The 13,612-nt window shown below is 51.5% G+C and carries 13 protein-coding genes and 1 tRNA gene; 11 read left to right on the plus strand and 3 right to left on the minus strand.

Annotated elements, in window-relative coordinates:
• Positions 1-114 precede the first annotated feature (114 nt).
• The 7 genes from Q7T66_RS05645 (at position 115) to Q7T66_RS05675 (ending at position 6,681) form a co-directional block, all read left to right on the plus strand.
• Positions 115-765, plus strand: a complete 651-nt coding sequence (locus tag Q7T66_RS05645; protein ID WP_304932358.1) for a TrkA family potassium uptake protein — start codon at positions 115-117, stop codon at positions 763-765.
• A 7-nt stretch (positions 766-772) separates the two neighbouring features.
• Entirely contained in the window at positions 773-2,134 is a 1,362-nt protein-coding gene (locus tag Q7T66_RS05650; RefSeq protein ID WP_304932359.1) for a TrkH family potassium uptake protein, read from the plus strand.
• Between the two features lie 132 nt (positions 2,135-2,266).
• Positions 2,267-4,321 (plus strand): UvrD-helicase domain-containing protein, encoded by a 2,055-nt coding sequence (locus Q7T66_RS05655; protein WP_304932360.1) that lies wholly within the window; start codon positions 2,267-2,269, stop codon positions 4,319-4,321.
• A 131-nt stretch (positions 4,322-4,452) separates the two neighbouring features.
• Positions 4,453-5,820, plus strand: a complete 1,368-nt coding sequence (locus Q7T66_RS05660) for a chloride channel protein (RefSeq protein ID WP_304932361.1) — start codon at positions 4,453-4,455, stop codon at positions 5,818-5,820.
• A gap of 21 nt (positions 5,821-5,841) precedes the next feature.
• The gene (locus Q7T66_RS05665; protein ID WP_304932362.1) at positions 5,842-6,048 is read left to right on the plus strand and encodes a SlyX family protein; all 207 of its coding nucleotides are present in this window, start codon (positions 5,842-5,844) and stop codon (positions 6,046-6,048) included.
• Between the two features lie 57 nt (positions 6,049-6,105).
• Positions 6,106-6,432: a DUF2288 domain-containing protein gene (locus Q7T66_RS05670; protein ID WP_370691615.1), complete on the plus strand. Its 327-nt coding sequence runs from the start codon at positions 6,106-6,108 to the stop codon at positions 6,430-6,432.
• A 12-nt stretch (positions 6,433-6,444) separates the two neighbouring features.
• A complete protein-coding gene (locus Q7T66_RS05675) occupies positions 6,445-6,681 on the plus strand; it encodes a VF530 family protein (RefSeq protein ID WP_304932363.1) in 237 nt (78 codons plus the stop codon).
• Between the two features lie 57 nt (positions 6,682-6,738).
• On the opposite strand, the gene Q7T66_RS05680 is transcribed toward Q7T66_RS05675, so the two are convergent.
• Positions 6,739-7,449, minus strand: a complete 711-nt coding sequence (locus Q7T66_RS05680) for a hypothetical protein (RefSeq protein WP_304932364.1) — start codon at positions 7,447-7,449, stop codon at positions 6,739-6,741.
• A gap of 235 nt (positions 7,450-7,684) precedes the next feature.
• Here Q7T66_RS05680 and Q7T66_RS05685 point away from each other — a divergent pair, with 235 nt between their 5' ends.
• From Q7T66_RS05685 to dinB, 3 genes are all read left to right on the plus strand, one after another.
• Positions 7,685-8,029 carry a hypothetical protein gene (locus Q7T66_RS05685; RefSeq protein ID WP_304932365.1) on the plus strand — a complete coding sequence of 115 codons (345 nt, stop codon included), beginning with the start codon at positions 7,685-7,687 and terminating at the stop codon, positions 8,027-8,029.
• A gap of 165 nt (positions 8,030-8,194) precedes the next feature.
• The gene (locus tag Q7T66_RS05690; RefSeq protein ID WP_304932366.1) at positions 8,195-8,599 is read left to right on the plus strand and encodes a hypothetical protein; all 405 of its coding nucleotides are present in this window, start codon (positions 8,195-8,197) and stop codon (positions 8,597-8,599) included.
• 241 nt (positions 8,600-8,840) lie between these two features.
• The gene (gene dinB / locus Q7T66_RS05695) at positions 8,841-9,986 is read left to right on the plus strand and encodes a DNA polymerase IV (RefSeq protein ID WP_304932367.1); all 1,146 of its coding nucleotides are present in this window, start codon (positions 8,841-8,843) and stop codon (positions 9,984-9,986) included.
• Between the two features lie 89 nt (positions 9,987-10,075).
• Here dinB and Q7T66_RS05700 read toward each other — a convergent pair whose 3' ends face one another.
• Positions 10,076-10,762 (minus strand): epoxyqueuosine reductase QueH, encoded by a 687-nt coding sequence (locus Q7T66_RS05700; protein ID WP_304932368.1) that lies wholly within the window; start codon positions 10,760-10,762, stop codon positions 10,076-10,078.
• A gap of 344 nt (positions 10,763-11,106) precedes the next feature.
• On the opposite strand from Q7T66_RS05700, the gene Q7T66_RS05705 reads away from it, so the two are divergent.
• Positions 11,107-13,260 carry a TonB-dependent siderophore receptor gene (locus tag Q7T66_RS05705; RefSeq protein ID WP_304932369.1) on the plus strand — a complete coding sequence of 718 codons (2,154 nt, stop codon included), beginning with the start codon at positions 11,107-11,109 and terminating at the stop codon, positions 13,258-13,260.
• A gap of 240 nt (positions 13,261-13,500) precedes the next feature.
• On the opposite strand, the gene Q7T66_RS05710 is transcribed toward Q7T66_RS05705, so the two are convergent.
• A tRNA-Asp gene (locus tag Q7T66_RS05710) sits at positions 13,501-13,577 on the minus strand.
• Positions 13,578-13,612: the final 35 nt, after the last annotated feature.

Raw genomic sequence — 13,612 nt, forward strand, 5'->3', positions numbered from 1 at the left:
GTGAACTAGCGAACATTCCGCCTAATATTGCCATCTGCTGTCGCACGCAATTATGCTTTAATGCGTGATCCCATTTTTTTCGTTTGCGTCCATTTGACGCATCGACTATCGCACATGAAACGTACCTTTACTGTTATCGGACTCGGAGCATTCGGCTCTACCGTCGCGCGCGAATTAGCGCGCCTGGGCAACGACGTACTCGGCATCGATCTTGATCCGGCGCACGTCAACGATATTGCCGATGACATCACGCAGGCAGTGGTCGCCGATGCGCGTAATGAAGATACCTTGCGCGATCTGGGTGTACAGGATTGCGATGCGGTCGTCGTCGCCATCGGGGAGGATTTGGAAGCGAATATTCTGGTCACGCTGACCGTCAAGAACATGCCCAAGCCGGAAGTCTGGGCCAAGGCCTTGAATCACAATCACCATCGCATCCTGCACAAGCTGGGCGCCGATCACATCGTGCATCCTGAACATGAAATGGGTTTGCGTCTGGCGCACGCGATGATGTATCCGGAAGTAGTTGATTACATCAGCCTCGGCCATGATTTATTTACGGTGGAAGTGCGCGTTTCTGAAAAACTCGCAGGCCAAACGGTCTCGTCCTTGAATCTGAGTGAGCGCGGCGTGCAACTATTGTTGATCAAACATCAGCGCGAAATGTTGACGGCATTGCCGGGCGATTATGTATTCCGCCTTGGCGATCAAATGGTGATGAGCGGCACGCTCGATAATCTGCGCGGCACTTCCGCTTTCTTGTGAGACCGGCATGAGACGCGGCTTTCAACCGCCGATGTTGTATCGGCAGGTCAAGCGCCAGGTATTACACCTGACGCCGCCGCAGGCATTGATCCTGTCTTTCGTCGGGCTGTCAATGGTCGGCATGCTCTTGCTGAAATTGCCGATTGCCAGCAACGCGCCGACTTCATGGATGCAAGCCTTGTTCACCGCCGTGTCGGCATCGACCATCACCGGTTTGACGGTGCTGGATGTCGGCAGTCATTTCACTTTGTTCGGGCAATGGGTGTTGCTGGCGCTGATACAACTGGGCGGCATCGGCTTGCTGACCTTCGGTGTGTTGATCATCCATTTGACCAGCGGCCGTTTGACGCTGCGCAATCGCGCTGCGATGCAGGACTCATTCAATCAAAGCGGCAGTCTCGATATGCGTCGCTTATTGCGCGTGTTGTTTGGCTTTATCGTATTGACGGAACTTGCCGGCACCTTGTTGCTGGCAACGCAGTGGGTGCCGGAAATGGGATGGTCGCGCGGCCTGTTCTACAGCTTCTTCCATGCGGTCTCCGCTTTCAATAATGCCGGCTTCGGTCTTGCCTCGAATAGTCTCGCTGGCTATGTTGGTAATCCGCTGATCAACCTGGTGATTTCCTTCTTGTTTATTTCTGGGGGTATAGGCTTTGCGGTGATTGCCGATCTGCGCGCCAAGCGTCGTTTTCAGGATTTTGCTTTGCATACCAAGCTGATGCTGGTTGGTACTGTCGTCATCAATCTGATCGCCATGCTGGTGCTGTTTATTCTGGAATATGGCAATCCCGATACGCTGGGCGAATTGCATGGTCTGGGTACAAAACTGTGGGCCAGCTGGTTTCAGGCAGTAGCGCCGCGCTCGTCGGGTTTCACGACGATGGATACCGCCAGTCTGATGCCGGCGACTGCATTTTTCATCATGACCTTGATGTTCATCGGTGCCGGCAGCGGCTCGACTGGCGGTGGTATCAAGCTGACGACTTTCATCGTATTGCTGGTGGCGACGCGGACTTTTTTGCGCCAGCAACGCCATCCGGTTTTGTTCGGCCGCAGCATAGAAGCCAGCATGATTTTGCGTGCGTTGGCTGTGACTGTGATGGCACTGTTTTGCGTGATTACCGGTACCTTCATTTTGATGTTGACTGAAAATCGACCCTTTCTCGATCTGGCCTTCGAAGTTGTTTCTGCCGCCTCGACCACCGGCTTGTCGCGCAATGTGACGCCGACCTTGTCGATAGGCGGCCAATGCGTGGTGATGGTGCTGATGTTGATAGGCCGCGTTGGTCCTTTGACCTTGGCGTTCACGCTGGCTAATCCGCAGGGCACAGACATTCAATATCCGGGCGGGCGCGTCAATATCGGCTAATCGTTGATAGCCTAGCAAGCAGTTGTCTGGATGGCATGAGCCAATTCCGGCTGCCGGGATTTGTGGGCTGAGGGTGGGCCTGCGCTGATACAATGGCCTGCTTTATTTCCCGGCTTATTTGCATTTTTTCTGATGTCATCTTCCCCGAATTCTTCCTCGCACGGTCTGAACGCACCGCAGCGCGAAGCGATCCAGTATATGGATGGCCCGTGCCTGGTGCTCGCTGGCGCTGGCTCGGGCAAGACGCGCGTGATCACGACCAAGATCGCGAACCTGATCGAAGAGCATGGCTATGAAGCGAAAAACATAGCCGCGCTGACCTTTACCAACAAGGCTGCGCTGGAGATGCAGGAACGTATCGCCAAGTTGCTGAAGGAGCCGAAGAAGGCCAAGCAACTGACGGTCAGCACCTTCCATTCGCTGGGCGTCAAAATCCTGCGGCAAGAAGCAAAAGAACTTGGCCTGAAAGATCGCTTCTCCATTATGGATAGCGACGATTGTTTTTCGTTGGTGCAGGATTTGGCGGTGACCACCGACAAGCAATTGATACGCCGTATTCAAACCGCGATGTCATTGTGGAAAAATGGCTTGATCGATCCCGACACCGCTTTGAATCAGGCGAAAGATGAAGACGAGGCGCAAGCTGCGCGCATCTATCGCAGCTACGTCGCGACCTTGTCCGCGTATCAGGCAGTCGATTTCGATGATTTGATTCGCCTGCCGGTCGAACTATTTCGCAGCAACGAAGCGGTGCGCGATAAATGGCAGCGCCGTTTACGGTATCTGCTGGTCGATGAATATCAGGATACGAATACCTGTCAGTACGAACTGGTCAAAATGCTGGTCACGGGCGTCGGCAAGAAGCCGATGTTCACCGCAGTGGGTGATGACGATCAGGCGATTTATGCATGGCGCGGCGCAACGATTGAAAACCTGAAGCAGCTGGAGGTCGATTTCCCCGATCTGAAAGTCGTCAAGCTCGAACAGAATTACCGCTCCAGCACGCGCATTCTGCAAGCCGCTAACTCAGTGATCGCCAACAATCCAAAACTGTTTGAAAAAACCTTGTGGTCTGATCACGGTCTGGGTGATCCGATCAAAGTGATGGGCATGCAGGACGACGATCAGGAAGCCGAACAGATCGCGATTATGTTGTCGGCGCATCGCTTCGAGCGTCGCGCCAAGTTTTCCGATTACGCAATTCTGTATCGCGGCAATCATCAATCGCGCGTGATTGAGCAGGCGCTGCGCAAGGAAAGAATTCCATACACGATCTCTGGCGGGCAGAGTTTTTTCGATAGAGCCGAGATCAAGGACATCATCAGTTACTTGCGCTTGATCGCGAATCAAGACGATGACCCGGCATTTATCCGCGCGGTCACGACACCGAAGCGCGGCGTCGGCCAATCCACGCTGGAAACGCTAGGTGCTTTCGCCGGTCAATGGCAATGCTCACTCTTCGAAGCGGTGTTCAAAGGCGGGCTCGAATCGAAACTGGCCGATCGTCAATTGACGCCGTTGCGCGAATTCTGCACCTTCATCAATAATCTCGAGCGGCACGCGCATCGCGAGACAGAAGCCGGCACGCTGCTCGACGACATGATGAAAGAGATCAATTACGAAGCCTATCTGTACGATAACTTCGACGATAGACAGGCGCAGTCGAAGTGGCAAAATGTGATCGACTTTACGACCTGGCTGAAAGAAAAGGGCGCAGGCGGTAAAGATGGCACCGATGCCGAAAGAAGTTTGCTGGATCTGACGCAAATGGTCGCGCTGATGTCCATGCTGGAAGGCAAGGACGAAGATCCGGATGCGGTGCGCATGTCTACGCTGCACGCCTCCAAGGGTTTGGAATTCCCGCATGTGTTTTTGGTCGGGGTTGAAGAAGGCATTCTGCCGCACAAAGGCGATCCGGATGCACCTATCGAAACTTTAGGCGCGCGCATAGAAGAAGAGCGTCGCCTGATGTACGTCGGCATTACACGCGCGCAACGTTCCTTGCATGTGAGCTGGTGCAAGAAGCGCAAGCGCGCGCGTGAACACGTGCATTGCGATATCTCGCGCTTCATCAAGGAAATGAAACTCGATGAAGGCGATGCGGTACCGACCGAAGATGAAATCATCACACCGCAAAGTCGCTTGGCTAATTTGAAGGCATTGCTGCAAAAACCGAAGGCAGCGTGACAGCGTTGTTTGATGCTGACTCGCATTGACGACGGCATTCATCGAATATAGGCACGGATTATGCGTCGAGTTTTACGCACACGGCCATGCTTGGACGGGTGTTGATTTTCTCGACTTCAACTATTCGAATCATGACTGAATTACCCCTTGCAATAAAAAAACGTGCACGCCATACCAAGCGTGCATCGCATCATTCATTCCGTATTGCTGTTTTTCTCGGCGGTGCTGCGTGCGTCGCCGCTTTTTCGCTGGGCTTTGCATGGCTGGCCGAAAAAATGCTGGAATGGAATCGCGAGTTGACGCATGCGTATTGGTGGAGCGCTTTGTTGATGCTGCCACTCGCTTTTGCCGGCATACGTTATTTGACCATGCGTTTGGCGCCGGAGGCACGTGGTAGCGGGATACCGCAAGTGATTGCGGCGATGTCTATGCCAACCGGACCGGCGCAATCGACGCTGGTGTCCTTGCGGCAATCCTTGTGGAAGATTGTGTTGACCGCTGCCGGTTTGCTGGCCGGTGCCTCGATAGGTCGCGAAGGACCGTCGGTGCAAGTCGGCGCTGCAGTAATGTTGGCATGGGGACAATGGTGGCAAAAGCGACCACGCTTCGCGGTCGGCTTTCGTCCGGAAGCCTTGATTGCAGCAGGTGCGGCTGGCGGTTTGGCTGCTGCATTCAATACGCCATTAGCAGGTGTCGTATTCGCGATTGAAGAACTCGGACGCGGTACAGCCGTTCGTTGGGATCGATTGGTGATGTCGGCCGTGTTGTGCGCCGGTTTTATTGCGCTGGCAGTGGTTGGCAATAATGCCTACTTCCATATCGAGCAGTCGATATTGGCGCTACATTCGTCGTGGGGCGCGGTGGCCTTGTGCGCAACGGTCAATGGTGTACTGGGCGGCTTGTTCGCCAAGGCTTTATTAGCTGGTCCTAAAGCGTGGTTGCCAGCGTCACGACGCGGCTGGCTCGAGCGCCATCCGATACTGTTGGCCGGCGTGTGTGGCTTGCTGGTTGCGTTCCTGGGTTTGCTGACTGCGGGCGCGACTTACGGCACAGGTTATGAACAGGCGGCGGCTTTGCTCAATGGTCGCCCTCTCGACAGCATGATGTTTGGGATCGCCAAACTGGGCGCAACGATCTTGTCCTATTTTGCGGGAATTCCCGGCGGCATTTTTACGCCATCGCTGGCGATTGGTGCCGGCATCGGCGACAATATCGCTCTACTGTTGCCGGGTACATCGGACGGCCAGTTGATTGCCTTGCTGTCGATGGCCGCTTTCCTTGCAGCAGCGACGCAAGCCCCGATTACTGCAAGTGTGATCGTGATGGAAATGACGCGTAGCCAGGATGTGACCTTGCTGTTGCTGGCAACGACGCTGACTGCATCCGTCATTTCCCGACAATTTTGCCCTCGGCCTTTTTATCACACGGCTTCACGCGGCTTTCGCCGTGAAGCCATGCACAAACATCAGGTAGCACCGGCGACATCCGCCGTTGCTTAACCTTGAGAAAGAATATGCATCATGAATGAAGATCGTATTGTTGATATCGAAATAAAGTTAACGCGCCAGGAAGATTTGGTCGATGCGCTGAACAAGATCGTGTATGAACAGCAAAAGAAAATCACCGAACTCGAAGCTCTATGTGTTGCGTTGGTTGGACGTTTGAAAGAAATTGCCAACGGTGCGAATGAACAAGGCGCTGCACATGAACGGCCGCCGCACTATTGATGTGCGACTTTTGTATCGTAAAGAAATCTTCACCAATAATATATTCAGACTGAATCGATGATGACTACCCAAGCCGAATCTGCGCAAGAACAAAAACTCTTGCACGCCAAACTCAATACCGAAACATCTCAAATCGCGTGGTCAGAATTGCTGCGTTATTTCGCCGGTGGTTTGGTTATCGTTGTTAGCAGCGATCTGGATCTGGTCGATGTCGCTGCGCGTTTTTCTATCGATGATAAAACGACGGTTGAGCAATGGCTGAATGCGGGCAAGCTGGCCAAGGCGACGGATGAGCAGGCGACAGTATGGCTGGAAGCCGATACTTTGTTGTGGGCTGTCGTAGCCCGGCCTTGGGTGCTGGTGCAGGAAAACAAACCGGTCTGACCGGTAGCCATCATGAGCGACCAACAAAATAAGAAACCGCAAAGCAGCGATCCATTGCATGGCCTAAGCCTGGAGAAAATCCTGCTGACCTTGGTCGATCGTTATGGCTGGGAAGAGTTGGGTAGTCGCATCGACATCAAGTGCTTCAACATCGATCCGAGCATCAAATCGAGTTTGACCTTCTTGCGCAAAACGCCGTGGGCCAGAAGCAAAGTGGAAGAACTATTTGTGAATATGTCCGACGATTAAGAGATTAAGCGCCGGACATATTTGCGGAAGATTATAGCTGCGCGCCACAACTCATAATTACAGCTTCGATTTATGGTGAATCGCGACGAACAGCGTCGCCAGGGTAGACAGTACTGAAGTGAAGTGAGCTTCTGGTTCAGTGTTATCCCAGATGTAATGCGCCATCACTGCTTCAAATTCCTTGCTGCGTTTTTTTGCTGTCACTGAGTGCGCGCGTGTAATCGCTTTCAGGAACTGGCGACGCATGTTTGGAATGACCGTAATGTGTTCGCTGTCATCCAGGAATTCAAATCCATTCGGCAGCGGGCTGCCTTTCATCTGAAATTCCAAACGCTCGAAGACGGCTGGCGGCAAATTCTTTACCAGCTCGCAGCCGTTTTCATTCAACTTCAATACCATGCTGAAGCCAGCTGGATAAATCACATCTTCATCTTCACGTTCTGATAAAAATACTGCCAGGCGCAACGAGTATTCCGCATTGAATGCGTCATCGCGTGTGCTGATATCGCTGGTACGTGTCGTCGGCCAAAAGATTAATGTGCCGGGTGTGCTTTCATCATCCGGATCAGGAAAAAATTCGGCCGAGATGTCGTCGGCGGATTCGCCTGCGACCGACAGCATTTTCAACACTGGCGACGCGAGGTCGCTCAATATCGATGCCGCAATTGCGCCGGTAGTGGCGATATCTGCGTTCGACAGATCTTCGACGATGTAGCCATTCAATGGCTTGAGTAATGCGTTTGGGTCGAGCATATGCGGTGTGGTCATGTTTAAATTGATGGGGCTAGTCGCGGCCGATCATGCTGTAGCTGAGCAGTAATCGTGTAGCAACAGGAGTCGTTGCAATATAACTTAAAACCCCGCTTCAACGAAATGGAAAAGCACGCACAAGGCTGAATTAAGGCTGAATTTATTGCGCGCGACCGACTCTGATCAAGATCTGTAATGAATGGCTCATACTAAGGCGCTCGCGCCTGCCTCTTAATTCAAAGTAAGGAACTCTATGTACACATGGCTGCTCCCCGCCGTCAAAGCGATCTTGCCCTATGTTGGCGACATCGTTAACGCGGCTTTGCCGGTATTTAAAAGCCGCAAGATCGATGCTAGTGCGGCAACGGAAGAGGTCTTGTTGCAAAAGCAAATCAACGAATTGCAAGATGTCGCGTCTGTGAATGCGCTGCACATCAAGGAGTTGGCGGAACAAGTGAAGCAAATGGTGATGACGCTCGAACAGGGTGTGATTGCTAATCAGCGACGTTATCGACGGCTGTCTTTGCTGTCATGGATTGCGATTGTTTTATCGCTCACGGCAATCAGTTTGTGGTGGTTTGGCAGGCAAAGCGTGTAAGCAACTATGTAAATATTTCAAATGAGCAGCATTGCTTGGATTTGATGAACTTCTATAAACCAGCCTAGTCAGTAATAGTGTGTGCAATGCCAATCAGCTTGGTTGGCGGCATCATTTTCTGTACGAACATTTCGTACAGTTTCTACTATTGAACAAGGAGTTGCCATGATAAAACTACGTACAATCCTCGCTGGCACGGCAGTGGCCATGTTTTCACAATTTGCAGCAGCCCAGTCATATCCTCCAGGCACTATCGTCGTGCCGGCTGCGCAAGCACCGTCCAATCCGAACGATCCGGCCTACACTGATCAATCTCGTGCGCCTCAATCTCAAGATCCGTTCGTGAAAAAACGTGTCGCCGATAAAAACGCGAAAACGGAATACAAGGCTGATAAGAAAGCTGCGAAAGAAGAATATAAAGCTGACAAAAAAGCTGCCAAGGAAGAATACAAGGCAGAAAAAAAGGACGCTAGAGCTACTCGTAGTTCAGAAGTTCGCAGCATGCCAACGCCAGTCGATCCGGTAACCGGCAAGCCATCAACTTCAGGCGATCCAGTCATGTCGAAGTAATTTGTTATAAGTAATTTGATGTGACAGTAAGTAAAGCAGGGCGGAAGCGATTCCGCCTTGTTTCGTTTACGGCTGCTCACAATAGCGCTTTCTCTTCTCTCATTTGCTTCAACCGTGTTAGAGCGCACGTCCTTCGTTGTCACTTGAGCACTCAAAAAATTGCAAACCATTACTGTGCATGCATACAGTAAATGATATGCTGCAGGCATTCTGTCGCCATGCTGATTTTTTCATGATTCCAATGCAAAACCATATCGCTCATTTGGATATGGATGCCTTTTACGCGTCCGTTGAGTTACTGCGTTATCCCGAGTTGAGCGGTCAAGCTGTCGTGATCGGTGCGGGGGCTGCGCATCAGCCGGTAATGCAAGCGGATGGCACGCGCAGCTATTCGCGTCTACGCGATTATGCCGGGCGCGGCGTGGTCACCACTTCAACTTATGAGGCCCGTGCGCTGGGCGTGTTTTCCGGCATGGGTTTGATGAAGGTCGCGAAGCTGGCGCCGGATGCGATTCTGTTACCTACCGATTTCACCGCTTATCGCCATTACTCAAAATTGTTCAAGACGGCGGTCAGCGCAATTGCGCCGAAGATGGAAGATCGCGGCATCGATGAAATCTACCTAGACCTAAACGACCAGACCGACGATATTGCGATTGTCGCGCAGCGCATCAAGGATGCGGTTGTTGCCGCAACGGGTTTATCTTGTTCGATAGGCGTGGCGCCCAACAAGTTGCTCGCGAAGATATGTTCAGATCTTGAAAAACCAAATGGTTTGACGATACTTTCGGTAGCCGATATTCCAACGCGCATCTGGCCTTTGTCGGTCAAGAAGATTAATGGTATAGGCCCTAAATCAACCGAGAAACTGGCGACACTAGACATACTGACGATAGAACAATTGGCAGCGTGTGATCCCGCTTTGTTGCAGGCAAATTTCGGCCGCGTCTACAGCGCATGGTTGATGCGTGTTGCGCAAGGGATTGATGAGCGTGAAGTGGTGACGCGTTCCGAACCGAAATCGATCAGCCGCGAATCAACACTAGAGCGCGACTTGCATGCCAAACTTGATCGCAATGAATTGAGCGCCTTGTTCACGCATTTGTGCGAACGTGTGGCGGATGATTTGGTGCGCAAGGAATATTTGGGCCGCACCGTCGGGATCAAGTTGCGTTATTCCGATTTCAGCACGGTGACCCGCGATCTGACTTTGCCGGATCCGACCAATAACGCACAAGCGATTCGACAAGCGGCAGGTGAATGTCTGCGTCGCGTGCCGCTAGACAAACGTTTGCGCTTGCTCGGCGTGCGGATTACTTCTTTGTCGAAACCAGGTGAAGTACTGCCAGTGATAACCGAACAGGGTGAATTGTTCGCTGCGCAGTAGATTTGAATTGAAGCGTTTATCCCGCGCCGGGATGATGAGAGTGGACGGCTGCAAATGGTGATGACATTTGCAGCTTGGACTTGATCAAATTACTTCTCAGTTTTTTCGGTTGTATCTTGTTTGCCGTAAAACTGCACGCCCATCGCAATCCGTTCGCGACCGCTTTCACGGCGGTGTTTGTTGGTGTCGCGCAGTGAATACACGCAGCCGCAATATTCCTGTTGATAGAAATTCTCGCGTTTAGAGATTTCGATCATGCGTGCAGAGCCGCCTTTTTTGCGCCAGTTGTATTCCCAGTACAGCATGTCTGGATATTTCGCCGCCGCGCGTACGCCGCAATCGTTGATCTGATTCATATCCTTCCAACGCGAGATTCCGAGTGAACTCGAAATCACCGGGAAGCCGTGCTCATGCGCATACAAGGCAGTGCGCTCAAAGCGCATGTCGAAACACATCGTGCAGCGTATACCCCGCTCAGGTGCATCTTCCATGCCCTTGGCACGTTCAAACCAATTGTCGGTGTCGTAATCGGCATCGATGAATTCGATATTGTGCTTTTCCGCAAACCGAATGTTTTCATCTTTGCGCAACAGATATTCTTTTTCCGGATGGATATTCGGGTTGTAAAAGAAGATCGTGTAATCAATGCCGGAAGCCAGCATCGCTTCCATTACTTCACCCGAACATGGCGCGCAGCAGGAATGCAGCAAGACCTTGCCGGGTTTGCTCGGAAGTGGAATGGGTTCGCGTATGAAATCGGGTTTGGAATCAGTCATGTTGTTTCTCGCATCGTGCGTGCCGTGGTGGACGCACTTACATCTATATTTTCGTACTGCGGCGCCTAAAGGCAAGGCATTAGGCGCTAAATTTGTTTAGACCGCTATGGTAGCAGAAGCAAACCGATATGCATTTCTCGAAATCTGGGCGATTGCAGTGCTTCCTTTATGAAAACATTTTTCTTTTAAATCCATTTAATCCGTCGCAAATATGTAACGTCTATACGATAAAAAGCATAAATTTTCGTTAATGAGAATTGTTACGAATTAGAATTGCGGAAAATTTTCGTTAATCTCGCATCAGCCAGCCAACCGTCAGCCAGTGCATTCCCAAAGGAAATACTGTGCTGCACCGTAAAACCATCGCTTTGGCCGTCGGCCTAGCCTGCCTCACCATGTCTGCCACCACGTTTGCCCAGCAAAGCGGCGGCGCTGCGTCAACTACTGCAACCACGACTCTGCCAGAAGTCCACGTGACTGCGACAGATGATTCAAGTAGCGAATTCACACATTCTTACGCAGCACATGCGGTTACCGTTGGCTCCAAAATTCCACAAACCTTGAGAGAAACCCCGCAGTCCATCAGCGTAGTGACGCGCCAGCGCTTGGACGACCAGAACATCACCAAGATCGAAGATGTCTTGAAACAAACGACCGGTGTTAACGTCACCCGTTTGGACGGAGCCGGTAACTTCAATTCGATTCAAGCGCGCGGTTTTGATATTGGCACTATTCAATTGGATGGGTTGGCAATCAGTCAAGGCGCCAACTATTCAACCGCGTTGGATACCGCAGTTTACGATCGTATTGAAGTGTTACGCGGTCCTGCTGGTTTACTGCAAGGTGCTGGCGAACCTGGCGGCACGATTAATCTGGTGCGCAAGCGTGCGCGCGCAGACTTCTCTGGCAGTGTTGGAGTCATGCTGGGTTCATGGGATACACGTCGTGCTGAGTTTGATCTGACCAGTAAGCTGGATGAAGATGGTCGTATCCGTGCGCGCGTGGTTGGATTGGTGGATGACCGTGAAAGCTACGTCAATACGCTGGAAAGCAAAAAATCTCTGGGTTACGGCACAGTTGAGTTCGACCTGAGTTCGAAGACGACGCTTTCACTCGGATTGGCGCATCAAAAAGTGGATTCAGTAGTGGATCAAGGTTTGACTACCTTCGCAAATTACACTTTGCCGAATGTCTCGCGCTCCACGTTTCTTGGCAGCAAAAACAATGCTCAGGATATGCAAACAGACGACATGTTTGTAGAGTTGGAGCATAAATTTGATGATGGTGGGCTGTTCAAGTTTGCCGCGCGTCAAGTTGATCGAGCTATGACTTACAAGGCAATTAGGGCAAACGGCTTGGCCAATGTGAATACAGGTGTCTTCAACACTCAAACGGTCAATTTCCAGCAAGAAGCACGGAATGTAAACTTTGATGCCTACTACGCAGGGCCATTTGAGCTTGCTGGCCGCACACACAAAATTTTACTGGGCGTAAATCGCAGTACAGAGGATTCAAAAAATCGCCAAGCGAATGGTGTTGCCGGCACCATGAATATCTATAGTCCCAACAATGACATTCCTTATCCCTCGTTGAGTTTTGGCGATTTCATCTCCGGTAGCAAACAAACTCAGACAGGCGTATACGGCCAGTTGCAGCTCAAGCCGATGGATCGTTGGACTTTTTTGCTCGGCGGACGTTTGGGACGTTGGGAAACGGAAACGGTGAATCCGACTACAGGCTTTGTGGGTTCAAGCTCCAAGCCGGGTACACAATTTACGCCGCTGACGAGTGTTATCTATACTTTGAATGACAATTCTTCCCTGTATGCCAGCTACGCCGAAACCTTTGTTGGGCAGACAGCAACAGACAAAAATGGCAAACTTCTGGATCCGCGCACAGGTTCTCAAATTGAGTTCGGCGTAAAAAGTGAATGGCTCGACAAGCGTGTAAATACCAGCTTCGCGTTATTCAGAATCATCGATAAAGATCGCGCGATTGATGACCCGAGTACTTTGAGTGTGGCCGATGCGATCCCGGGCGGCAAAGTTAGAAGTGAAGGACTGGAGGCGGAAGTAAGTGGGCAGATCGCACCAGGTTGGGAATTAATTGCGGGCTATGCCTACACGGCGACAAAGTATCTGCAAGCACCGATAAATCAAGTGGGTCAAGTTTTCTCTACGATTACGCCGCGCCATAGCTTCAATCTTTGGAGTAAGCATAGTTGGACCAATGGAACTCTCAATCGCTGGAGTCTGGCGGGTGGTTTGAAAGCGGTCAGCGATTTCTCATCAGGGGCTGGTGCCACAGGTGTAGTTGGTGAAGGTTACACAACTGTGAGCGGGCAAGTGGGTTACCAGATCGACAGAACAACTACTGCTAGCCTGACCATCAATAATCTGTTCGATAAAAAATATTACGAAAAGGTTAGTAACTTCGGACGTCAAAACTTTTACGGCGAGCCGCGTTCCTTCATGCTTGCGGTTAAAAAGATGTTTTAATGATGTCGTGATTTAAACCACAGAAGATGCAAAAAAGCCTCCGCTGCCGGAGGCTTTTTATTTTTTGGTAAGAAGTAATGGACTCGCCTACGTTCCGCCGGCCGCGGAATCGCTTGCAAGCGATTCCCTCGGTCCCGCCGTGAGCCGCGCAGGCGGCTCAATCCACTTCGCAAAGTGTCGACTGCGCCGAATGATGAACTGAAAACAAAAATGCCCGCTTGCGCGGGCATTTTCTTATTTTGGCGGAGTGGACGGGACTCGAACCCGCGACCCCCGGCGTGACAGGCCGGTATTCTAACCAACTGAACTACCACTCCATACTACTAAACTTATTCAGGACCGCGTTTGACTG

The sequence above is a fragment of the Herminiimonas sp. genome (assembly GCF_030655415.1).

Coding starts and splice junctions, on each gene's coding strand:
- Q7T66_RS05645 (WP_304932358.1), top strand. CDS start 115: ATGAAACGTACCTTTACTGTTATCGGACTCGGAGCATTCGGCTCTACC.
- Q7T66_RS05650 (WP_304932359.1), top strand. CDS start 773: ATGAGACGCGGCTTTCAACCGCCGATGTTGTATCGGCAGGTCAAGCGC.
- Q7T66_RS05655 (WP_304932360.1), top strand. CDS start 2,267: ATGTCATCTTCCCCGAATTCTTCCTCGCACGGTCTGAACGCACCGCAG.
- Q7T66_RS05660 (WP_304932361.1), top strand. CDS start 4,453: ATGACTGAATTACCCCTTGCAATAAAAAAACGTGCACGCCATACCAAG.
- Q7T66_RS05665 (WP_304932362.1), top strand. CDS start 5,842: ATGAATGAAGATCGTATTGTTGATATCGAAATAAAGTTAACGCGCCAG.
- Q7T66_RS05670 (WP_370691615.1), top strand. CDS start 6,106: ATGATGACTACCCAAGCCGAATCTGCGCAAGAACAAAAACTCTTGCAC.
- Q7T66_RS05675 (WP_304932363.1), top strand. CDS start 6,445: ATGAGCGACCAACAAAATAAGAAACCGCAAAGCAGCGATCCATTGCAT.
- Q7T66_RS05680 (WP_304932364.1), bottom strand. CDS start 7,449: ATGACCACACCGCATATGCTCGACCCAAACGCATTACTCAAGCCATTG.
- Q7T66_RS05685 (WP_304932365.1), top strand. CDS start 7,685: ATGTACACATGGCTGCTCCCCGCCGTCAAAGCGATCTTGCCCTATGTT.
- Q7T66_RS05690 (WP_304932366.1), top strand. CDS start 8,195: ATGATAAAACTACGTACAATCCTCGCTGGCACGGCAGTGGCCATGTTT.
- dinB (WP_304932367.1), top strand. CDS start 8,841: ATGCAAAACCATATCGCTCATTTGGATATGGATGCCTTTTACGCGTCC.
- Q7T66_RS05700 (WP_304932368.1), bottom strand. CDS start 10,762: ATGACTGATTCCAAACCCGATTTCATACGCGAACCCATTCCACTTCCG.